General features: G+C 52.9%; 25 protein-coding genes and 2 pseudogenes. 2 read left to right on the top strand and 25 right to left on the bottom strand.

Annotated features, from left to right (window positions below; translation table 11 throughout):
- A pseudogene (locus QZ506_RS04990) lies at positions 1-82 on the top strand (lipoprotein); the annotation flags it as partial.
- 92 nt (positions 83-174) lie between these two features.
- Here QZ506_RS04990 and QZ506_RS04985 read toward each other — a convergent pair.
- The 24 genes from QZ506_RS04985 to QZ506_RS04870 form a co-directional block, all read right to left on the bottom strand.
- Positions 175-1,584, bottom strand: coding sequence for a ubiquitin-activating E1 FCCH domain-containing protein (locus QZ506_RS04985; RefSeq protein ID WP_291969493.1), 1,410 nt, complete (start codon positions 1,582-1,584; stop codon positions 175-177).
- Between the two features lie 5 nt (positions 1,585-1,589).
- Positions 1,590-1,922, bottom strand: coding sequence for a hypothetical protein (locus QZ506_RS04980; RefSeq protein WP_291969492.1), 333 nt, complete (start codon positions 1,920-1,922; stop codon positions 1,590-1,592).
- A complete protein-coding gene (locus QZ506_RS04975) occupies positions 1,919-2,635 on the bottom strand; it encodes a hypothetical protein (protein WP_291969490.1) in 717 nt (238 codons plus the stop codon). The genes QZ506_RS04980 and QZ506_RS04975 overlap by 4 nt, the downstream gene beginning before the upstream one ends.
- Entirely contained in the window at positions 2,632-3,657 is a 1,026-nt protein-coding gene (locus QZ506_RS04970) for a hypothetical protein (protein WP_291969488.1), read from the bottom strand. The genes QZ506_RS04975 and QZ506_RS04970 overlap by 4 nt, the downstream gene beginning before the upstream one ends.
- The gene (locus tag QZ506_RS04965) at positions 3,657-3,932 is read right to left on the bottom strand and encodes a hypothetical protein (protein WP_291969486.1); all 276 of its coding nucleotides are present in this window, start codon (positions 3,930-3,932) and stop codon (positions 3,657-3,659) included. The genes QZ506_RS04970 and QZ506_RS04965 overlap by 1 nt, the downstream gene beginning before the upstream one ends.
- Positions 3,929-4,645: a hypothetical protein gene (locus tag QZ506_RS04960; protein WP_291969485.1), complete on the bottom strand. Its 717-nt coding sequence runs from the start codon at positions 4,643-4,645 to the stop codon at positions 3,929-3,931. The genes QZ506_RS04965 and QZ506_RS04960 overlap by 4 nt, the downstream gene beginning before the upstream one ends.
- Before the next feature lie 2 nt (positions 4,646-4,647).
- Positions 4,648-6,462, bottom strand: a complete 1,815-nt coding sequence (locus QZ506_RS04955; protein WP_291969483.1) for a hypothetical protein — start codon at positions 6,460-6,462, stop codon at positions 4,648-4,650.
- A gap of 123 nt (positions 6,463-6,585) precedes the next feature.
- Positions 6,586-7,173, bottom strand: a complete 588-nt coding sequence (locus QZ506_RS04950) for a hypothetical protein (RefSeq protein ID WP_291969481.1) — start codon at positions 7,171-7,173, stop codon at positions 6,586-6,588.
- A gap of 2 nt (positions 7,174-7,175) precedes the next feature.
- Positions 7,176-7,613: a hypothetical protein gene (locus QZ506_RS04945; RefSeq protein WP_291969479.1), complete on the bottom strand. Its 438-nt coding sequence runs from the start codon at positions 7,611-7,613 to the stop codon at positions 7,176-7,178.
- A 2-nt stretch (positions 7,614-7,615) separates the two neighbouring features.
- Positions 7,616-9,010: a hypothetical protein gene (locus QZ506_RS04940; protein ID WP_291969477.1), complete on the bottom strand. Its 1,395-nt coding sequence runs from the start codon at positions 9,008-9,010 to the stop codon at positions 7,616-7,618.
- A 4-nt stretch (positions 9,011-9,014) separates the two neighbouring features.
- Positions 9,015-9,950 (bottom strand): hypothetical protein, encoded by a 936-nt coding sequence (locus QZ506_RS04935; RefSeq protein WP_291969475.1) that lies wholly within the window; start codon positions 9,948-9,950, stop codon positions 9,015-9,017.
- Positions 9,934-10,368, bottom strand: coding sequence for a hypothetical protein (locus QZ506_RS04930; RefSeq protein ID WP_291969473.1), 435 nt, complete (start codon positions 10,366-10,368; stop codon positions 9,934-9,936). Before QZ506_RS04930 ends, QZ506_RS04935 begins: the two co-directional genes overlap by 17 nt.
- Positions 10,365-10,793, bottom strand: coding sequence for a hypothetical protein (locus tag QZ506_RS04925; protein WP_291969471.1), 429 nt, complete (start codon positions 10,791-10,793; stop codon positions 10,365-10,367). Before QZ506_RS04925 ends, QZ506_RS04930 begins: the two co-directional genes overlap by 4 nt.
- Positions 10,793-11,269 (bottom strand): hypothetical protein, encoded by a 477-nt coding sequence (locus QZ506_RS04920; RefSeq protein WP_291969469.1) that lies wholly within the window; start codon positions 11,267-11,269, stop codon positions 10,793-10,795. The genes QZ506_RS04925 and QZ506_RS04920 overlap by 1 nt, the downstream gene beginning before the upstream one ends.
- Before the next feature lie 67 nt (positions 11,270-11,336).
- Positions 11,337-12,368, bottom strand: coding sequence for a DUF2184 domain-containing protein (locus QZ506_RS04915; RefSeq protein WP_291969467.1), 1,032 nt, complete (start codon positions 12,366-12,368; stop codon positions 11,337-11,339).
- Positions 12,369-12,383: 15 nt separating this feature from the next.
- On the bottom strand, positions 12,384-13,244 hold the full coding sequence (locus tag QZ506_RS04910) for a hypothetical protein (RefSeq protein WP_291969465.1): 861 nt from the start codon (positions 13,242-13,244) through the stop codon (positions 12,384-12,386).
- Between the two features lie 15 nt (positions 13,245-13,259).
- Positions 13,260-14,885 carry an NUDIX domain-containing protein gene (locus QZ506_RS04905; protein WP_291969463.1) on the bottom strand — a complete coding sequence of 542 codons (1,626 nt, stop codon included), beginning with the start codon at positions 14,883-14,885 and terminating at the stop codon, positions 13,260-13,262.
- Between the two features lie 19 nt (positions 14,886-14,904).
- Positions 14,905-15,729 carry a hypothetical protein gene (locus QZ506_RS04900; RefSeq protein WP_291969461.1) on the bottom strand — a complete coding sequence of 275 codons (825 nt, stop codon included), beginning with the start codon at positions 15,727-15,729 and terminating at the stop codon, positions 14,905-14,907.
- A complete protein-coding gene (locus QZ506_RS04895; protein WP_291969460.1) occupies positions 15,726-17,150 on the bottom strand; it encodes a phage portal protein in 1,425 nt (474 codons plus the stop codon). Before QZ506_RS04895 ends, QZ506_RS04900 begins: the two co-directional genes overlap by 4 nt.
- 11 nt (positions 17,151-17,161) lie before the next feature.
- Positions 17,162-18,493, bottom strand: a complete 1,332-nt coding sequence (locus QZ506_RS04890) for a terminase family protein (RefSeq protein ID WP_291969458.1) — start codon at positions 18,491-18,493, stop codon at positions 17,162-17,164.
- A gap of 1 nt (position 18,494) precedes the next feature.
- On the bottom strand, positions 18,495-19,241 hold the full coding sequence (locus QZ506_RS04885; protein WP_291969456.1) for a hypothetical protein: 747 nt from the start codon (positions 19,239-19,241) through the stop codon (positions 18,495-18,497).
- Between the two features lie 71 nt (positions 19,242-19,312).
- A complete protein-coding gene (locus QZ506_RS04880; protein ID WP_291969454.1) occupies positions 19,313-19,855 on the bottom strand; it encodes a KilA-N domain-containing protein in 543 nt (180 codons plus the stop codon).
- Between the two features lie 176 nt (positions 19,856-20,031).
- Positions 20,032-20,283 carry a phage antirepressor N-terminal domain-containing protein gene (locus QZ506_RS04875; RefSeq protein WP_291969452.1) on the bottom strand — a complete coding sequence of 84 codons (252 nt, stop codon included), beginning with the start codon at positions 20,281-20,283 and terminating at the stop codon, positions 20,032-20,034.
- Between the two features lie 192 nt (positions 20,284-20,475).
- Positions 20,476-21,048, bottom strand: a complete 573-nt coding sequence (locus QZ506_RS04870; RefSeq protein WP_291969450.1) for a KilA-N domain-containing protein — start codon at positions 21,046-21,048, stop codon at positions 20,476-20,478.
- 165 nt (positions 21,049-21,213) lie between these two features.
- Here QZ506_RS04870 and QZ506_RS04865 point away from each other — a divergent pair, with 165 nt between their 5' ends.
- Positions 21,214-21,933, top strand: a complete 720-nt coding sequence (locus QZ506_RS04865) for a hypothetical protein (protein ID WP_291969449.1) — start codon at positions 21,214-21,216, stop codon at positions 21,931-21,933.
- On the opposite strand, the pseudogene QZ506_RS04860 reads toward QZ506_RS04865, so the two are convergent.
- Positions 21,901-22,075 (bottom strand): annotated as a pseudogene (locus tag QZ506_RS04860) (IS5/IS1182 family transposase); the annotation flags it as partial. The gene QZ506_RS04865 and the pseudogene QZ506_RS04860 sit on opposite strands and share 33 nt — an antisense overlap.

Below are 22,075 nucleotides of genomic sequence, written 5' to 3'. Positions count from 1 at the left end.
GGTGGGTGAAGCCATGGCCATGGTCAAAGCGCTTAACCGGATCACGCTATTAGGAATGCCGAACAGTATTCGCATCACGTAACAATCGACCCGTATGGGGCGCAGTCGTTACAAGTTCTGATTTATTCAACAAAGCCCGTATATAGGTAAGATTTAATGACATCATCAAGCATGCTATACCCCGTTGATAATCACCCCGTCAGATGAAATATGAAAGTAACTGTAGGGGTCACCACTAATAATATTGGTCCCTACATCTGGCCAGGTAATAATCCCGTTAACCGTTACCGTTACGGTCAGCGTAGAGATTAGGCTCATATCAAGAACGCTATTAACCGCCTGTAAAAACGTGTCTTTCAGATTGTTAATATTGAGCGGTTTACCCGCAAAAATCTCATTGACATATTGAATTACAGGGGCGGAGACGAGAGAGGCGACCGTTGCGTCGGTCAGGTAATTAACGCTCTTTGTTGCCCAGTCAAAAGTTACCGTTACATGCTGCTGTAGTGGGATCACGAATGGGATGATGTAGTCGTCCGGCCAGTCGTTTACAGTAACCGCATTATTCCGCAGATTAGGGCTGACAACTCCCCCAGCCGTCCACGCCCCCGAACCGGTTGTGTCAATGCCGATAGAGAACGAATGTGGGCTGATAACATGAACGGTAAGGTTGACATCATTCACACCAGTCATACCCTTCACGCCAGAAATACGGATCACCTGCCCGTTGGAATAACCATGCGTAATATCCGTTGTCACCACGCCGGGGTTTGCGTTGGTTATCCCGGTGACATTCACTGAACTTCCCCTCAGTCTGCTGACGTCACCCGCTGATTTATAGATTGCGCCGGCCATCTCATAAATATCACCACCACCACACATCACAACCCAATAATTTCCATCCTGCACAACGGAAACCAGTCTGGCCTGGACGTTCTCCAGATCAGTGAGCTTTTGGCGAATGAATCCAGGGTACCCTTGAACAGTAGCCATCTGCGCCTGCCATACACGCTCACGGAATTCATAAACGGTCTCCGGGTCCGCACCGGGTATACCTTCGGTTGGGTTTGTGCATGATAGTGATATTTGCGACGGCAGGCTGCTAATGATCTGATTTACCGTTCCTGCCGGAACCGCCCACATTCCAGGCATGGTCGCTTCGCACGTCGCAGGAGAGCTAACCCCTGATACCTGGATAATCGTTGCATCGTTCAGAGAGTAGGTATGGGTGCCGTCAGATACCAGAAACCCCTGCGGAATAACAAATCCTGCTGGCCCTGAAAATTGCACCGGGACGGTTGTTGATCCCTGCGCTTTTCGACCAGCAATCCCAGCCTGCTGAGCCAGCAAATTCAGCAGGAACGCATTTGCTTTAAGGGGGCCAACCGAGTTGATGAGGTCAACCCGGATTTGGTCGCACACCAGTAGTGCTCCCACATCAGTACCAACGATATCTTCTATCAACGATCCTGGTAAATCAGTGGTTAGTCCCGGTGATAATGTCGTGGCAATGGATACGAGTTGGCTGCGCAACGCTTCAGCCGTTTTCGGAACTGGCCCTGCCGCATCATAGCTAACAGACATGTCGCTCATACGTTCACCGTCGTAATAATTTTAGAGCCAGAGTGTGTGATGACCGAGATAGTGTAAATCGGCGGATCAATGCTGACTGGCAATATTTGTAGCGAAGAAAAATACTGGCTAAATTGGCGCTGCAATCTGTTCACATAATAAGTGGGCAGCACCTGCTGGATAACCGAGCTGTTAGCCGGAATGCCATTCTCTGCATAGAACGGGGATTCCTCCGGGGCCAGTTTCAGGTTTTGCACAAGCGTGGTCAGGTACACCGCATCATTAAAACCGTTGGCATCCGTCTCGACCATAACCCACTTGCCGCCTGGATCTCTGCCGTAAGTTCTCATCCTGTTATGCTCCCATCAAACCCACTTATCGGGCCGCCCGTGTTTCCCCCGCCATTACCATTGCTGTGCTGATGGGAATTCAGCCATTGTAATAATTGCTGCCACCCTGCATGCATGATGCGTGGGCTTGTGCTGGCCGTGTTGTCTTGAAGGGCTCCACTCTGGCCGGTGAGCGACCACCCTTCCTGGGTCAGAGTGAGAACCGTTCCCCCTAGGGTCACCTTAAAGGAATCAGGGGTAGCTATAGTGATGCTTTGCGGTGTAAGCAGAAACGTGGTGTTGCTGCCAGCGTCACGAATAGTGACACCCTCGGGACCATACAGGGTCAGCACCTGGCCATTCACCGCTCCCCATTCCGTGTTGTTGATGGGCAAGAAAACCAGCGCGCTAAGGTTGGCTGGGGGGGTAAGGTCTGCCACGCCGCCCCCTTGCCCGCTTACGCCGCCAAGATACGTGTCTGCCGGGATAACAATGCCTTTGTCGCCCGGTTGCATCGGGTAGCGGATATATTGGGGTCCAAACAGCGGGATGGTTACCTGTGGGAAAACGTAGGGGGTATCACGCAACTCAAACGACACTGTGATCATATTTCCCGATTGGCTTACGATGCTGGCCGGAAGAACCTTTCCGGCGCTCTGAAAGGCTTCCTCCAGCTTTTGGTCGGTAAACCGGTTCATGTTTCTGGCAAAGTTTACTTTCTGCTCAATACTCATTTACCACCTACCGGTTTGCGCACTCCCGCTTCAATGATTGTTATCCATGACTCTGCATTCGGCTGCCGACTGTTTCCCAGCAGACGCACCGATCGCACAATAAACTCGCCTGTGAAAGCAGAGTCATCCCGGTAATGAGAATATGATGAGGCCTGGATCATGGGTCTGGCGCGCTTAGGCATCAGGATGTGGTCGCCCGTCTGAATGTCTGCACGCATCACACAGATGAGACTGACAACACCAAAATTTATCCACGTGGGCTGCCCCACCAAATCAACGAATTCGATCTGAATGGGGTTTTTTACTCTGGCGGACGCACTCGCTTTCGATGCTTTATCGACATGGTTGGCATAATCATTGTCCCACACCCTGATTTCATTACCATTGACGACCGCCATTTCTACGCCAGAATATCCAGGGTCTCTTATGCAGGAAAGTGAAAAGGACTTTATTTTTTGCGCCAGGTCCTTAATAGAACCACAAAACATCGGCCAGTCATAATTAAGAACCAGACGATCGCTAACGCTGATATTAGGGCGGTATCCACCACCAAGATTCATAAGGCACTGAGTCAGGGCTACGGAGAGTGCCGTGCCCGCTCGCCATGGGAAAGTCAGTTGAATCGGGGCAAGGCGTTGCGGGTCGCTGTCATTGATAGGGCCTGAGACGATAATAAAATCCAGCCTCAGATCGGTCCCCTGCCAGTTGCCGAATACCTGAAAAATTGTGCCTTCAATGGCTAATTTACGGTTCCACTTTCCCGCCAGCGGCAATCCTGGCGACATTCCGGCAACTATCTGAATTTTCTTTCCATGCAGATCTTGCCTGGCTTGCTGCATTTCCTGTGGGCCAATCCCCCAAATGGTGAGATGTGCTTCTCCTGCTGGGGTTGATTCTCCGAAACGCGGGATGTCGAACTCAACCATTAGGCAACCGGGGTTATAGACTCCATTTCTCAGACTGGAATACCGCCGGATCACCTGATTTTTGCTATCAAGTATGTTTATCTCGTAGTAGCGCATTAACCGGACACCTCTATTTGTGCGTCTTTTTCGCGCCATATCAGGGTTGTTTGAGAAAAAGCACCAGAAATAAGGTTTATACCGCCTTGTGTTGTAGAGCCAACCATTGCGGTGTTAAGCAACACGCTTCCTGAGTTATCCGTGATAAGCAGATACCAGCGCTGCGCGGCTATGTTCCATTTAATCCGGGCACTGCATACAGCTCCATCAAGTACTGGCGCAAATTCCAGGCTTTTTTGCTCATTGCCAGAGAAGGGGTAATACGCCGTGCTCATAGGCCGAATGCCCCCTGTAACTTACCGATTAGCCCAGAAACAACGTCACTGACCGAACCACCAAGCGCGGTGTTACCGAGCGCGTTAGCCGTATTAGTCCATGCGCTGCTGGTTACCTTTTCCCCACTATCAATCTTATTGACAAAGGTATTCGTGGCCCTTTCCGCATCCTTCTCAGTGATCAAGGGTTGTTCGAACTCCCACAACCAGGATCGCTGCGGTAAGCCCTCACTGCCCGGACTGGCGTCCTTAACCGTTCGCAGAATGCAGTGGCTATAAATTAACGACGGCGTGGCCACAATGAATGTACCGCCCAGATTTGCATGTGCCTGAAGCACGGCCTGTAGCGCGCTGAATGTCACTAACTTGGTCATGGCCCCGGTGTTCTCATTGACCGGGGCATCCATCAGCAATGCTATACGATTGGGCTGTGCAAGAAGGGCGTTTGCCGCCACGCGCTGATTGGCAAACGGATAGCGAGCAATGTCGTAATCAATCATTGTTGCACCCTGCACTGGCCGCCAGTGGCAAAAATACTTATCCAGATCGATAAGGTTAATTGAGCCACCCAGCAACCCAGTCACAAAGCTGGCGCTCTGCGTGATTGCGACAATCGGAAGCATGCCCCCCGGAATACCTTCGGCCACGCCTGCGCAAAGGATAACCGGCGATATTTCAAACCCCAGCGTGTAGATCTCTCGAGTAAATGACATTATCAGGGAACCCCTATCTGAGCGGAGGATACAATCGCGCTGCCGCCAGTGTTGTTGAAGATTTGAATAACCGTGCCTTCATTCACCCGATGGCCAGCACCCTCAATAGAGGCTTTGGCTGAAATCAGTTTCGCCAGAACAGCAGGATCATTCAGATTCAGCTTTTCGTTTTCACCAAATCTGGTCGAACGAACAACGTGACGAATATACGCCTCGGTGTCGTTTTCATTCGGCGGTGCCCAGGTGCTGGCGATCTCACGGACGGTATTAACACCTCGCGTTCCGTATATTTGCAGTTGCTTTGCGGCAGCCAAAACCCCTTCATCAAGTGTAGGGAAAACGGCGAATTTTCCGTTTACTGTGTCGTGCGTACCGTACCCCTCAGCCCATCGCAGATTAGTGGGGTTATTGAAGCGATCGGCTATCGTGCGCCCTTTGGCAGATACATTTGCGGGTTGCGAATCGACTGGAGAAATCGAACCGCTTGAGAATAACCCCTTCACTGCTTTAAACCCCCACCATACGCTAGGGTCGCCGTTCGTGCCGGGTATGTACTTTTTACCAGTCTGGGGGTCTGTTACGGGTTTATCACCAAGCATCAAAACATGCTTTTTAGCAAACTCTACTACCCCCATTTTCCCCGTAAACACCTTGATGACATCCGCAACAACAAGGGACATCCTTTTGATGCCATCCATGAAGCTTTCCACGTCCTTCTTAAAACTGGGGGAAGCAAGATAATGACCAAAGTTCTTGATCCCTTCGGACAGGCCATCAATCCATTTACCCAACTCTGGCGATTTAAGGACGGTGTCGATCGCTGATGCCAGCGCATCAGAAAGTTTGGTTAGGGCCGGTGTTAATGGACCCAGGCCGCGTATAAAGGTATTCCTGATGCTTTGGCTGCTGTAGTCGAGTTGGACATTGAAATCCTGCCACTGTCGCGCCTGCTGATCGGTGATCTGCAATAGCTGGGAATCCTTCTTCGCCCGGCGCGCCATCGCGTCGATTTCCTCATCGGTCATATTTTTGAACCGGTTCAGATCATCGAGGCTGAAGAAGTTTGTCAGTCCGTAGGCATTCGCACCCTGCGCCGTGCTACCGCTCTTAACGAAGATGTCACGTGCATTACGAATCATCTGCGGTAGCAGTTTTTCCGGGTCCTGGTCTGGGTTATTGATACCCATTGCCGAAAATGTCCAGCGCTTTGACAGGTCCATTTTGGCGTCACGGATCGCACCTAATGTTGCTGCTGGGTTGCCGAGTGCTTTCTGAAAATTGATAGCAGTGGCATCCATGTTGCCAATCGTCGTGCCGAGCCCAAGCGAAGTCAATCGCTGCGCGCCGGTGGTGGCGGCCAGACGGTTAATACCAAACAGGCCACCAGCCCCGAGAACGCCAGTAAATACACCGACGATGCTACCCCACGAAAGAAGACTCGTTGTTGCATTTTTTATATGCCTGGCAATGGACTTGGCGTCCTTCGCGGCAGTCTTGAGAAAGCCACCGGAGGAACGGGCGTTTTTATTGAAATCCTTTTGCCTTTTATTGGCGTCTTCAATGGAAGTACTCAGCCGATCCAGTCCACTATTGATAGAAAGGATCGCCTCAGCACCGTCAGAGAATACCTTTGCAAGCGCATCCCCCTCAACCTTGACTTTCGCCGTTTCTTTAGCGCTGTCACCAATCCCCTGCGCGGCAGCGCGCCAGGCCTCGGGGAGTTCATCAAGTGCTGACTGATACTCCCTGAACTTTTCCATAAACGCTGTGAATTTATCGTCATTCACATCAATGTCGAGAATGGATTTAGCCACCATTGAAATAACCCCGATCCTTTAGCGCTGCGATGATGAATCTCTGGCGGTAGTGCGCGGGACTGGAAAATTCCTCTCCGCTAATTTCCCGCATCACCCGATAGAAACCCTCATTGGAGGCCCAGTCTAAGAGGGTATAAATGACGTTTCCTGCTGGGCATTCTGGTTCTGGGTATCGATATCCTGACTCGATGTCAGCAATGAATCGCGGAACGCCGTAACGCCGGATGACGTCAATTGACCACCGTACATACCGATCACCGCCCCCACTGTCGGGGCGATCAGTTGCGGTTTCTGAATGGCAGAGGAAACCATAAAAAAAACCACCTCCCCCTCAACCTCTCGATATTCATCAGTGGTGATAATTCCCTGCTTCATCGCCGTATCTAGGGGGATCGTTTTCCGTGCCCCAGCGTCACAGTAGACAACAGCGGTCATGCGGCGAATGTCATCCGCGATGTTCGGCCCAGGCGCAAGCCCAGCGTCATTCCTGGCATCCTGCTCCTGTTTTAGCTTCTTGCGGAGCATCATCGCGGCCACGCGGGCAGCGCCCAGACCGCCGACCTGAGAAATAAAGTGGGTAAACAGGTTTCCCAGTAGCAAGCAGTGCTCTTCAACGACTTCATACGGCAGAGGCGTAACATGCAGATAAACAACATCCCCGTTTTCACGGGTTATGCTACTTACCAGGTTGAGTTTTTTATCGATTCTCATACTTAAATCCACATGTTGTCGTTCGTGGGCACATAACCACCGATGGTCACTACATAACCCGCATCCATCCCGTTAAACGACATCTCGTTGAAATTAACCAGATAGGCGTTAAGGACAGTGATGTTACCGAACGTGTTAGCGTCCGGTGTGATCACAACCTCTCCCAGCGCGGTATTCGACGCGAAGCGCTGCTGGTAACTGGCCCCCAGGCTTTGCGTTTTCAGTAGGTGGATGGTCAGCGTTACCTGCTGGTAGGGAGCCTGACTGCCCACGGTGCCGGTCATGGTCGGAATGATGTCGGCAGCAGTGTTATCTGGCCGGACACTGATACCGTCCTTACCAAGGTATGACGCTGTCACGCTCAGTGATGGGCTGTCAGTTACCGATACAGCCCCCCGAACACGGTTAAGAAAGCCCTGCGCGACTAACGGGTTTGCCATTTTTACACCTCTATAAAGTTCGTTACGTTGAGGTTAAAGGTGATCGACTCAAACCCACGGCGCGGCGTCATGACTGCGCTGAGGCCGTTATATTTGCCGTCCGGATAATCTGATGGGTTCAGGCTGGTGTAATGACTGAATGGCACGGCGTTGATAACGGCGTTACCCGCATAGGCGCCTTTTGCATACTCGGTATTGAAATCCGTCTGCGTAAGCCTGACGCCCTGCACGGTCCCCAGAATAAGGCCGTAACTAATGCCGTTGCGTAGCGTTTTCAGTGCCCGGTTTTGCAGTCGGTCAATGCCAGCCTGTTCGTAATACAGCGGGTTAACAGTGGTGTTGGAGCCGTTGATCACCTCGTTTGCCAGATCCAGTTCCAGATTGATGGCGGCCCACGCGACGGAATACCAGTAGTTGAACGGCTTGCCGTCCAGCATGTGTCCCGCCGCCAGCATCTTATTGCTGAGCCCCCCCTCAGCCGCGGTCCCGACGTAGTTGATGCTCTTATCCTTCAGCGTGTTGAGTAGGGTGCCATTTTTCTCGATCGGGTATTGCGTGACGCCATACCCAAACCGATACGCCATCGGCGGCACCATGCTGGATGAGCCGGGTTCATTAGCCAACGCAGACTGGAACGGAAACGCTATCGAAAACTCAGAAGCGGGGATATTTGGGGCCTCAACGCCGGCGAAAACCGATTTGTTGGCTGTATCCACCCATGATTGGTAGGTTGCAATGGTAGTTGTAACGAAAAAGTACACCAAAGATTCTGGTGAGGTGTACTGTCCGGTCAACGTCCGAAATGTTTCCTCGCCATCCCACTCCCGCGGAACCAGGTAGGAGAAGATTTTTTGGTAGGTATTGCCCAGCGACGTGTCTTCGTTAATAAAGCCTCCAAGCGCCGCGATCGCGTCAGCGTTAGACGCGGCACCCAACTCCAGAACATAAACAGCGCGGGTTGTCCCTTGAGCCCAAAACGTGGTGTTCATCTGGGTGATTTCGCTGGCAGCCACGGTGATAACCGTCCCCATGGCGGTGGCCAGTCCCGGATCGCTGGCGAGCGGGTAGGTGAACTGAGTCGTGCTCGTCACGGTTGCGTCAACAGCGCGATTGTATGCTACGGGAGAGGCGCCAGCGATGATAACCGGGATCGTGCTTCCGGTGGTCCATCCGTGCGCTGCTGAAAGCGTTACCGTGACAACGCTGGCTGCCCATGTCATCGATGAGATATTTTTCGTTGGCGCAATGATCGCCTTCAGGTCGTCCTTGCTGGTCAATGCCTGATACTCGCCAGCGCCAAGCGTTGTCCCACCCATTGAGATCATCGCCCCAGATTTGAGCAGTTGCGAGGGCTTCGGCGGGTTAGTCACCGATATGTTAAGGTTAACAATTGCCATTTACTTATTTCTCCGGATAAATGGACGGGATTGCGGAAAGGATCAGCCTGCGTGTGACATTGCGCATCCGCTGCTGGTAGTAATTCACTTTGAATTTAATGGTCTTGCGCATGGCGATGGCGTTCAGTTCGTTCTGTGTCACCCGCTCATCCTGCACAACAGCGATGTTCATCACCCCCATTTCGGCGGTATCGCTCAGCGTGTATTGCTGGACAGCCAGCAAAAAATCTTCGATTGCTGCGTTGCGCAGGCCGGTCACCGAAAGGGTCACATCCTCAGAAACCAGTTGGTATTGGTTATGCTGTTCATCCAAATAAAAAGCCCCTGCGATAGGGGCTGTGTTGCTGCATTTCACCGTGGCGAACGGCGGCGACAGGTTTTGCATGGCGAGCATGGCCGGAAACATCGGCATTTGCTGGTTCAGTGTGAGCCACACCGGCAGAGAACTGGACACAACAACATCAGCTAGATCGATATCATCAGCCGAGTTGATGATCTGTGACCGCATGTGCGGGAATATCGCTTCGCCAGTGTAGTGGTACAGGTTGGCGGGCTCATTCAGCCCGATCCGCCGCGAAAAGGAAAACTGTATTCCGAAGAATTCGCCAATGTAGAGAACGTCAGGGCCGATATCATTGAACGGGTCAATATCCGACTGAGCCGTAAAGGTCACCACGTTGCGGTCGTAAAGCTGTTCGTCATCCTGAATGCTCTCGGTCGTCAGGTGCAGGTAGCCCTTAACGGGCACGGTGTCATCATCAGCGTCAGGCTGAATAACGGCGGCTTTCACCCAGAACACAAAACCATCCAGCGGAAGCACCTTGCGGATGTAGCGAGTAAATGTCACCACCTGATACTGACTGAGGTCATCCAGCCCCTGCGTCAGGGTGGCGTTAAGCTCTGTCCTGGCCGTTTGTTGCAATTCACTCAGGGAAGGCATTTAGCACCCCGCTTACCCAAGCGCGCATGCCCGCCTGATAGGTACCTGTGTCAATGAAGGAAGGTCTCGGTTCCCCTTTTTTGTTTTTAAGCCTCTTTGATATACCCAGCAAGGCCCGTTTTGTCGGTATGCCAGCCATCCCGTTCATTTCCTGGTTGTCCAGAAATGCAACGAACAAGTTATGCACCCTGGACATTGATTCTGCTAACGGGTCCCTGACTGGCGGCGCGCCCCCCAACATATTTTCCAGGCTGGTTGCCAAGTCGGTTGCCATCATTTCGGCAATATCGTTCTGGTAGCGATCGAAGAACGTTTGCATGATGCGGTATTTTTCTTCCAGCCGCTCTGCCACATCCCCTGTGGTTTTGCCTTCCGTCTCGTAAGGGATATTCATTACGCCAAGATGCAATGTGATCACGATAGCCCCCACAAGCTCCCGAACTGCTGGGCAATCATCAGGTAGCGACGCCCCCACGGGTCATGAAGCATTTGAAGATCAGCGAGTGACAGGTCTTTGAAAAAGTCCGGCACCAGTCGCGATGCACTGGTTGAATTGTCCGAGGCTGAAGAGATCACACCCACATGTAGATCGTTGAGTTTTAACTTCGTTCTCAGCTCAGAGAACACCTGCTCGGTGCCGTAGTTCACCAGGAATGACGCTGCGAGACTGTAAACCGCCACGGTGTATAGATTGGGCATGACGCACGCGATATCCTGGTTAACCCACTCAACCGCGTCGCCATAGGCCAAAGTAAATGACGGCGAGTCATCGGGAACATTATCAGTGGTCACGCCCATATCATTGCGAACGAAAGTGATGAATCCCGACAGACTGGTGAGCATTATTTTTTGCCCCGTTTCTCAGTGACGATTTTTTCGTTTACGGTTGGCGCGTCGTCGTTCTCGTCGCGGCCTTTCGCCTGTTCAGCGCTGACTTCCATTTCACCGGAATAACCGGTGCCGCTTTCGCGCAGCGATGTGTCGAGTGCGGCCAAAGAAGCCTGGCGGCGACCGTGCGCACCGCGAGTCAGGTGAATGTCGTTATCACGAATGGTCTTTTCGATCACCGACGCCGATACTGGCTTATTGACGCTGTAACACAGACCGACAAACACCTGGCTCTGGTCAATGTTGGTCGAGTCAATCAGCCCGTACACCTGGTGATGCTGAACGACTGCCTCCACCTCTTCAGTCGAGCCATCGAGCACCATCATCTGATCGCCATGGTTAATCGGGATCTGGATGAGGCGTCCGGTTTCAAGCTTGCGGTAAGCAAAAATCTGGCGTTGTTTTGTGGTGTTAGCGATAAACAGTTTCATTGGTTACCCTCGTAAAAAAGCCTCTGCTTAGTTTCCCCAGCAGAGGCTTAACCACGTCAAGAATGCATCAGGCGCTATACGCCATTGACAGGATGGTGATAGCTTCCGGACGAACGGCCCAGCCTGCGGTAGAACGCATTTCGGACAGAACATCAATCGCTCCACCCGCAATCGGCGTCGGGATTTCGCGCGGTGCGGCCATATCGGTAAACATCAACGCGTTCGCTGCAAGAGACGGCGTCAGCTTGGCGAATTCATTGGTGTTAACTGTCGAGTTAACCATTGGCACTTCAACTTCAGGGATGGTGATCACCACCGCATCCGTTCCGCCAGCACCTGCGCCGATCAGGGTATCGTCATACACCCAGTCAACCTGGACGTTTGCCCCCTTAAGCACCGCTTTCACGGTGCCGCCGACGGTATCAGTACCGCCGCCAGGACGCTGGTAAGACGTCAACTGAACCATCTGCTGAATTTCCATTGCGCCGAGGACGCGCTGTGGACCCAGAATGACTACACGCTGCTGGCGACCCAACTGCATGGTACGGGTCAGCGCCGCCTGAACATGGCCAAGCAGATACACGGCCATCTGGCCGTGGTCATAGGTCAGAACGGTGGTGTTGGCGTTGCTGTCCGGTGGCAGTGACTCAATGGTCGCGCCAGCGGTGTTCAGCAGACCTTCGCCGCCAGCAGGGTTCATGCCGTACAGCAGAGCAGATCGCAACTGCTGGAAGATACCCTGTCGCATACCAAGGCGCTGAGCTTCTGGTAAAGCGAAGTTCCAGTTACCGGCGGCGGCCATGTCATGGTGGTCGTAAATGCCACGACAGCGCAACAGGTAAGTTGGGGTTTCAATCATGCGCGCCTCCATCGCCACGCTTGGCAACTGGTTACCGTTACCGGACTGGCTGGAGGTGGTCTGGGTGCGAATGTCCAGTCGGCGCATGTAGACATACTGGTCGCCTGCGCCGAGACGGACTTGCGGGTTACCGCTGGCGATGGTTTCAAACGCACCTGACGCCTGCTGGTAACCAATGATCATCTCCGGCGCGATATACGACGGATTGACGATGGTGTAGCTGGGGGTAATTGCAGCCATTTATTCAGCTCCCGATTAAAGTAAGACCAGCGCACAGCTGTCAGTGTTGTTCCAGGTCAGGAAACCCGTCGCGCTGTCATAGCTGACAGTCTTGGAGTTGCCTGTTTCGATGGCGATCACTTTTACCGGCAGCGTGATGTCGGAAAGCGTTACTGCGCCGATAATGCCCTGCGTGGTCGCGGCACCTCCAGGTGCAGTCGCCGGAGCATAGGTGAATGTGGTTGTACTCGGAACGGACAGCACAACTACAGTGCCGTTGTACGCCGCAGGCACAACGCCGCTGATTTTCACGTACTGACCAGCAGCAAGACCGTGGGCTGATGCGGTGGTCGCCGTTGCCACGCCAGCGGCATAAGTCACGCCGGTGGTTGCGATGTCAGCACCAACAAAACCAGCCGCAGCCACGGTGGTGATTTGGTTGTTAACGAAGTCCCACGCCAGTGGCGTTTTCACCGAAGCGCCAGCGTTGCCCAGCGCGACAACCTGCGTAGAGGCTTTCAGCGGAACGCGCATATTGGAGCCGAGACGATAGTAAGAAACGCTCATGCCGGATGCATACAGCGGAACGGGTGACTGTGGCGTTGTCAGGCCATTATGCGCCTGATTGAACACCGTGAACCCTTCCAGTTCTGCCACTGCACGTGCACGGCGAAGGGTGGAACCACGCGGACTGGAAGACGTACCCGGCAGCAATTCCGCCACAGGCAAGCCGCCCCACAGCGGATTGCTCTCATTGGCTGCTACGGTGCCTGATGCCAGGTTAAAACGGTTGGCCGGATCGTCCAGAGCCATACCCTGAATCAGGCCGTCGGACTGAACACCGAAGGAGCCCAGCGCATTCGTGGTTGCCATCGGGTTAAGTGATAAATTTGCCATGCTAAAGCGCTCCCATTAAGCCTGGTTGTTGAAACTGGTGACCTGACGCTTGCCTGACTGGAACGGTGCCCAGGTGGCGGTAGGATCGCCTTCGAACGTACTGATTTGGCGTCCGGTAGCGTCGGCGCGCTTGATTTCGCGCAGCGCACCCGGACCAACCGACAAGCTGGCAGCAGACTGCGCGTCAGCATAAATCTGCTTCTCGGCAAAACCGAGCAATGCAGAATCAGCGATAGACGACAAATCTACCGTCTTGAAGTCTGGCGAATACTCTTGCAACTGGACCATCAGTCGGCGGCGATATGCCTGCGGCTTTTCACCAGACAGCGGCATTGGCGCGCGCTTACCAAAACAGGAAAACACGCTATCAGCCTTCACCTGAGCATCTGCAACGTCGTTACACTCGGCATCGGTTAGTTCGGTGGGGATGCGGGATTTCAGTTCGTCCATTTGACTGCGAAGATTTGAAATCTCTGCGTCTGCCTTTTCGCGCGCCTTGCGCTCTTCCTCAAGGCGGTCATCCTCACCTTTCGCTTCGGCGTCAGCCTTTTCCTTTGGGGATTTTTCTTCCTCATCGGCTTTAGCCTTATCCTCTGCTGCTGCTTTTTCTTCAGCGTCGGCCTTCTCCTTCTTCGCCGACGCTTCAGCATCAGCTTTAGCCTTGGCATCCTTTTCTTCTTCTGCCTTAGCCAGGTGCGCATCGATCGCCTTGTTGATAAGCGCTACGATTTTTTCCTCGTCCATCTTTTCAGCCTCATTTGGAATGGAATCAGATTTAACACCAGTAGGGGCAAGGAGCTTGTCCCATACGCCCTGTTCACAAATTGCAACGTGGTCGAGCAATACCGGGGAACCTTCCACCAATAGAGGCTGACCGTCGATTTTGATGATTGCGTCGGGCACTTCGCTAAACGTGACGGTTGGTGAGGTACTTAATTGCCTGGTCGCCATCATTTCGGCGGCTTCGGCGTCGTACACACGGGCGATAGCCCACACCTCGCCATTATCAGCAACCCAACTGTTCGTCAGGGTGCCGATAACACGCTTTGCAAATTCATCGCTATCGAGCTTGCTTCTCTCCGGGTGTAGCCAGATAAGCGGTACACCGGCCACACGCTGGAGAAATTCTGGAGTGAGATAGTCATCCGGATTGCGGAAGGCCATCTGTTGGTCTGCGGAGCGCCAGGTAATCCCCGTTCCGGTCACCCGGATGGCGAACATCCACATATTGATAAAGTATTGCGGGCTGCTTAATGTTCCGTCAGCGATGAGCGCGGCCACTTCGGTTTCGTTGATTGCCTGCTGCGCCAGCATCTCAGCGAACGGCTGATGAAGCGGCTTTGGCAAATCGTCAATGTGAAACCATCCAGCAGCCAGCGATTCATCGTTAAGTTTCGCCGCGAACCGCTCCGACACATCAGCTCGCAATGTTAGATAGTCACCATAGACGCTGCGCGGGTAGAGCAGGCCATCGTACTGGTAGCCCACCTTTTCCAAAACTTCACGCCGCGCAGCGTCCACTGGCAACTCACCCGGTTCAACCTTTCCACCGGGATGGCACCAGGTGCCATCATCAGAGCGCTGGATAAGGAAGACGAACTTCCCCTGACGAAACATTATTCCGCTGCCCCAAATAGCCACGATGTAATGCTCCTGTGATTTATTTTTTTCTGCTCATCGACGCCATGAATTTATTGCCCTTCTGGGTACGCATGTCCTCGGGGATGCTGCGGAGGTTATACAGATAGGTGACGTAACAGCGACAGAATACCTCCTCACCGGGTTGGGTAATGGCATCGAGGTAACCGGCGGTTCCGGGCTTCACGTAACCATTTTTTTGCGCCCAGTTTCCACGAATGAGGTAAACCTGCTTATCGCGCTCCTTGTGGTCTTTGCGGTAGTCGTACCCGGCCTGCCGCCAGTGGCTATGCCATTCAGCCGCGATGGCGTTGTTACTGGTGGCAATCACATTGTCGATGTTGGCAATCAGTTTGTGGTTCTGGTCGATCATCACCCGGCGCGCTTCATAATCGACCTTCTCAGCAGATTTCTGGATGTGGGTTGCCGTCTCGCGCATCGTCCCCTGTATTCCGGTCAGCGCAATGCTGTCAGCAGACGGAATGCTGCTGGCCCAGCCGCTAAACCGCGACAGCGTTGTGTCGATAGCTTTTTTGCGGTTCAGCGATATCAGGTTCACACTGGCCATAATGCGCCGATCAAGTTCTGCGCGAAGCTTTGGCTCCAGATAATTGATGGTGAAACGCGATATTCCCGGGTGGCGTTTCAACGCGCCAGCGCTACCCACTTGCAGATCGTATGCTTTCGTCAGGTTGCGGGTGACCATAGCCATATAGTCATCTGCAGTTTCACTTTCGGCGGCCTGGCGGATAATGCTCTGCCACCGCTCCAGCGCTTCACGAGACGAGTAGCCATTGCGGAGAAAGAACTTCACCGCGTCTCTCACGGTTCGGGTGAAAGTTTTCATGCCACATTCCAGTCGACATTAGGCTTGTCGCGATTGTCATCAGGGTTGTTTGGTGGATTCTTCTTCAGGTCATCGAAATCCAGGTCAAGCCTCTGAGGGAATAGGTTTTCATTTGCGTTTGCATTCGATTGCATCCATTCAATCAAAGCCGCCCGGTTGTCAGGATCATTGCTTAATTGCGGGAGTAGTAATTCCACCATATTTATCAATGCCTTGAATCGTATTTCATCCACCTTCACCTTCTCGCTTTCTGGCTCTTTCAGAGAGGACGGCCAGCGATATTCGAAGTTGTTTATCCAGCGCGCGAAATATACGCTGTAGGTGTTTTTCAGCTCCGGGAAATCGGCGCGCAGCGACTGAAAGAATTCATAGCTCCACGCCCGGTACTGACAGACGCGAATGAAGAACGCATGAAGTTGGTCCAGCCATTCGCGGATGTTATCGATATAGACCGCTACAGCGCGGGCATCTTCAGTACCTTCCCCGAAGCCCTTGGCGAACGTCTCAGAGTTGAGGATGATCGCTGGCATGTCAGCGGCTGCGGCCACGTTCTCCAGAATGTGCTTGCGTGCAGAGTCGAGAGGATTTTCCAGGTTGCTCAGGTCGATTGACTCAATGGTGTCATCATTGCCAATCTGTAGGACTCCGCCTGTTTTACCTCTCTTCAGCAGCATGCGCTTGAAGCCGCCCAGCGCCTGCATGACCTTGTTGACTACCGCGCCAGACCCTGAAATTTTGGTGATCAACAGACCACCTTTCACCGCAACCATATCGTCAGTGCGCATGGTCTGGATGAAGGATTTCAGGGGGAATAGCGCGCGCTGGTAAACGCTGCGCCCGGTAAAGCCGAACGCCGCCGGGTTATACGCCAGATAAATCGGGTCCTCGTTCTGCACGACGACACAGCGAGATTTGTGGTATGGCTTGCCCGCTACGCGGATCCCGTCCACCTTTTGAAAATCATGCGCGTTCGGATCTTGGTTTAGTACGATGCTGCCCGCCGTGTTGAGCGGGTCCAGAATGTTAAAACTGATGCTGTGCTTGTAGAGCGTGTGGTAATCCAGCGCCTCTTCAGGGCTTTGGTTATCCACCAGCATCGCAATGGCTGAAACACCATAAATGCGTGCGATGCGCGCTGCGTTGGCAATGTGCTGGTTGGCTCCGAGCGCTTCCCATTCTCGCTCAAAGGCATCACGCAGGCGCTGCTCAAGACCGAAAGACTGCGCCACATGCACCGTGCGCGGTTCGTTCATTGCCATCTTGATCGGGCGATCAACCATCTTGCCGCCGAGTGGATGGTAAAGGTAAATCGTCTTGCACGTCTGATATCCGGCGGTCATGCCGGGCTGGATATCATCACTATCAAGAAGCGCGACCAGCTCCGTCGAGCAACTGCCGATCTCGAAATCATCTTCGTTCATTGGGTTTCTCGTCAGAGTGCTTCACCACTGCCGAAGGCAATGATGAGTCCGTAGGTGTAATCGTCGAGCAGGTCATCAGCGCGCACATGCGCTTTTTTGTCGCCGAGATGGAATCTTGAGACCTGCTTATACAGGTGGTTGGCTGTCTCGCCTTTGAATACTGCTGTCTTCTCGTAGGCATAGCGGGAAATCTTGGCAAGCCCGCGATAGTGGTAACCGGAGGCCATAATGGCGCGTTCGTCCTTTCCCTTGCTGGTCAGCGCGGATTCAATTCTGTTGACCGGCCAGCCCAGGCTTTCACCTTTCTGCAACAGGATACTGCCCATGCTGGCGTCTTCAATGAAAACACCCAGACTGCTGTGGATAGCGACACACACGTCAGATAACTCATTGAGGCGATGAAACACCGACGGCATCCACGTTTCCAATAGCGCACCATCGATCTGCACAACATCCCAGTCGAGAATAGTCAGGCGCTTGCGCCCAGGTCTCTGGTCGAGGCTATAATAGACAACCGCCGTGCCGTCGTGCCCGGTACCCCCTTTTACAGCAGTATCCAGCACGGCAAACACGCACTGGCATGAATCGGGGTAATCAGCGGGCTGGTCCAGATCCTCCCCTTCGAACCACTTTTTGATATCGAAGAGAGACGCGGCTGACCAGTCAACGAACTGCGCCAGAAACTCCTGTTGGAATACGCGGGGATCGTTATTCTGTCGCTCCTTCTCCAACTCCTCGGGTGGCACAAATGGATTGGATGAAGTCGGCGCGTGGTGCTGAAAAAAACCTAGGCTTTTGTTGTTGCAGATGGCGTAAAAGAAGTTATCTTCGTCCACGCCGTCCGGCGTTGAGAAAACGTAGGCACGACCTTTGGTCGTCAGCAGTGTCGGTTTAATCGACTTGGGCCAGATCTCCTTCAGCATCTCCGGTGACTTGGTGAACGCCGCCTCATCGATGAGCACGATGTCGTATTCGCGACCGCGCCCAGCAAGTTTGTTGTCGTTCGTCACCCAGAAATCTATTTTTCCGCCATTCTTCAGCAGCAGGCGCTTCTCCTGGCGGCAGAAGCTCTTTTTAAGCGGAAGAAGGAGCTCTTCCAGCTTGTCGTAGATTTCCTGATACTGGCGATACTCAGCAGTGAAGATGCCAACGCGGCCACCGAGTTCGATACCCATACCGGGGCGCTTAAATGGCGCGGTTGAATAGGTGACCGCAGCGCTGGACAACATGAACGTTTTGCCCCAGCGACGACCACAGCGAACAGCATTAAGCTGATGCTCCCACGCATCAGACCACACGGTTAACTGCCCATCGTGGAGCACAGGGAGATAAATATCTGCCATATCATCTTCCCGGTATTGGCAGCGGGTTGTGCACGACGATCGCGTTATCGCTGCCGCCATCACGCATCACGTCTATTTCCATCTCAACTTTTTCAGTCGCGGCATGTCTGTATGCAGAATCAATCTGCATCTTTGCAATGTTTCCTTTCGTGTACTCGATAGACTCAATGCGCGCCGTGTTGCGATGCATGGCTTTCTCTGCTGCGCTGATGTTGTAGCGCAGTACTTTCTTTGCGTCCTCACTTTCAGCATCTTCCAGTTCGACACGCCACCGACCGATGTTCTCCGATGCCGTCAGGTTCGCAGCTCGCAGCCAGAAAAGCTCATCATCAAGCGTGAGAGCCTGAGCGTCTTCCGTGACCGCATCAGACAGAAGCATTCTGCGACCGTATCCACCGTGCTTGAGTGCGTGCTGGTTACCAGGCTGGAATAGTGGGTGATTAGTGACGACTTTTCTGCGTACCGTTTCAGGTTTCGTTTCCTGCGGTGAATCGCCTTTCCCTTCTGCGTACTTTTCGCCATCGCCAGATTTAACAGGGCTTTGGTTGGTACGCACGCTGTTTTTTTGCGTACCGCTTTTGCGTACTTGCGTACCACTTTTCTTATTGCGTACCCAATCCAGCTTTGCAGCCTTTTTCCGTATGGCTCCCTCAGTTATGCCGTTGCCGTACTGTGCTGCTATTTCACGGAGGGACAACACTCCGGCCCTGTATGCCGACTCGATGGCCTCCCAGTCCGGTTTTGCCATGGTTATTTCCTTTCTTGACGTTGCGCTTCTATTTGCCGAATGCTCTGGATTTTGTCATTTGGTATCTTTCTTCAGGCGACACCCTGCATTATTGCCACCATGTCGGGATCCATCTGGTCAATCAGATTCTGTCTTGCGTTCGAAAGCATGCCCTTGCGCCCGCCGACGCCCCACTTATTCATGGTTCGAGCACAAGCGCTTACTTCCCGCTTCTCAGTTGCTATAAGTACATCAAGGCGGTTGAGCATGGTCATGTTGCTAATGCCGCTCAGCATGGCCTCTCTGAAAGTTGCGTAAACATTGATCTCGAACTCCGGCTTAATCCATGCCGCATAGCGTATAGCCAGCAACTCGACACCCCAGATGCCTGGGCTATTCCCGCCGCGCACGATGCTAAGAGGTTGATTTTGTTCCAAAGCTCTTTTTTGCGCTTTGGCCTTAAGCGCCTTTATGAACCTTTTTACCTGAGCACTACGAATGAAAAGGCTCGGGCGCTGAGACTCATTAGCCTCACCTTTAAGAACGGCGGCGGAATGAAGATCGTTCAGGTTGTAGCGCCCTTCGCCATCAACACGAACAGACACGCCATTTACTATTACAGTTGGATATTGCATCGTATTTACCTTCTGTGGTGCGAGCCTGTTCGCGTAGACATGGGCAGCCGAGAGCGGAACGATGTGATCCACCGCCCTGTCTCAGACTCACACTACGGAAAGCCCTCTAGTGAAGTGCACGCGAATGCACGGTTTGATTTACTACAGGCGAAAAAAAGCCCCGCGAGATACGAGGCTTATCGATTTTTGGTTTGAAGCCAGCCGTTTAATTTGCGCAGAGCCAGACAAAGCATCTTCTGTGGGCCACCAGACGTAGGAATGGTGATTTCCACCCCTCCTTTAGCAACGCGCTGTTTTATCTTGGTTCTTTGTGATTTCCAATCCATCCCCATTCCTTCGACGATAGGTTTCATCGGGGTATAGGGTTCGCCGTTACAGTTGACGACATACAGAGCATTTCCATGAAACGGAACGGTGATTGTTTGCATAGTGCTTATCCTTACTTAGGTAATGAACCTTTGGCGCATAGGAAATCAGCCCGTCGAAGGCAGCACTAGCCAGCTGCTTCCTCAAAGGCTCATTCCTAAACAAGATCCGACGTGTGATGGGTGCATGCACTGCACCGATGAAAAGGCCAGGATTAACCGGGCCTCAAGGTTTCTCTTTCGCTTTTTGTCATACTAAGCCGCCAGTCGGTGTTGTTCTTCAATCAGCGGTTGGCGATGGTTTTTGTTAAATATTCCCATCAGCGTGGCGTTGCGTTGCTCGAAATCCCACCCCATGCCAATGAATACCGTATTAGCGCGTTGCAGTTCGGTAATGCAGTGGATCTGCTCTGACGTCAGATAGTCACGGATAGATTCTTTCTTACCTATTTCATGGTGGACTCGAAATTTTGCGGATGTCATACCAAGTGCAATGCGGTTAATCAGGTCAGCTTCGTTGCTGAAGTGATGAGGGGCAATGTTTTTCCCCTGTGCCTCACGCTCGTGCTTGATGGCATCGGTCAATGGGCGGTACTCAAGCCGGGCCATATCACGATACGAAATACGTATCTGCTCTTTGGCAACGGCTGCATCAAACGTGCGTATAACATGAAGGTGGAATTTGGGGCTAATCCACATAGCATAGGCGTAAACTAATTCTTTACACACGTAAGTCCCACCGTTTCGCCCCTCAATAGGCTTTGTTGAATAAATAGATTTTATGCTGGCAGCCCAGTGAAACGACGGATCGTCGCAACGTAAAATCATGCAGTTAGGCATCATGAGAAAATTGTACACCTGAGATGACAAGCATTTTCAAACAAAACTGGCATGGAAAAACAGCATGATTACCTATTATTCAACAAAGCCCCCACATACTCAATAACGCTACCGGACGGTGGTTTTTTTACGCCTGAATCCAAGGAATTTTAAATGAAAAAATTCGAACTCACTGCCGAAGTGAAAGAGTTTTTCGGCATCAAATTGTTTCGCATTAAAGCGATTGTCGCCTTCGGTGATGTTCGTGCTGGCGAATTAGGTGGCTGGGTAGAAAAAGAATCGAATCTGGCTCAGTACGGCAATGCGTGGGTGTTCGACGATGCGCTGGTGTACGACGATGCGCTGGTGTACGGCAATGCGTGGGTGTACGGCAATGCGCGGGTGTACGGCGATGCGCGGGTGTACGGCGATGCGCTGGTGTACGGCGATGCGCTGGTGTCCGGCGATGCGCGGGTGTCCGGCGATGCGCTGGTGTCCGGCGATGCGCTGGTGTGCGACGATGCGCGGGTGTACGGCAATGCGTGGGTGTACGGCGATGCGCTGGTGTGCGACGATGCGCTGGTGTACGGCAATGCGTGGGTGTACGGCAATGCGCGGGTGTCCGGCGATGCGCGGGTGTGCGACGATGCACGGGTGTACGGCGATGCGCTGGTGTCCGGCAATGCGCGGGTGTACGACGATGCGTGGGTGTCCGGCGATGCGCGGGTGTACGGCGATGCGGACTGGATCACCCTATCCCCCATTGGCTCAGAAAACGGAGTACTAACCGCATTCAGGAAGAAAGAGGCTTTGTTGAATAAATCAGAACCTGTAATGACTGCGCCCCATACGGGTCGATTGTTACGTGATGCGAATACTGTTCGGCATTCCTAATGGCGTGATCCGGTTAAGCGCTTTGACCATGGCCATGGCTTCACCCACCTGAGCATCGTAGTCTCTCAGACTTAGATGACCACCCAGAAGCCTTTTGAACCGGAACATGGCCGTTTCAGCCACTGAGCGCCGGTGATAGCCC

Origin of the sequence: Candidatus Symbiopectobacterium sp. (assembly GCF_020054415.1) — a bacterium.
Lineage (GTDB): Bacteria > Pseudomonadota > Gammaproteobacteria > Enterobacterales > Enterobacteriaceae > Symbiopectobacterium.
This window is presented reverse-complemented; position numbering and strand designations above follow the sequence as displayed.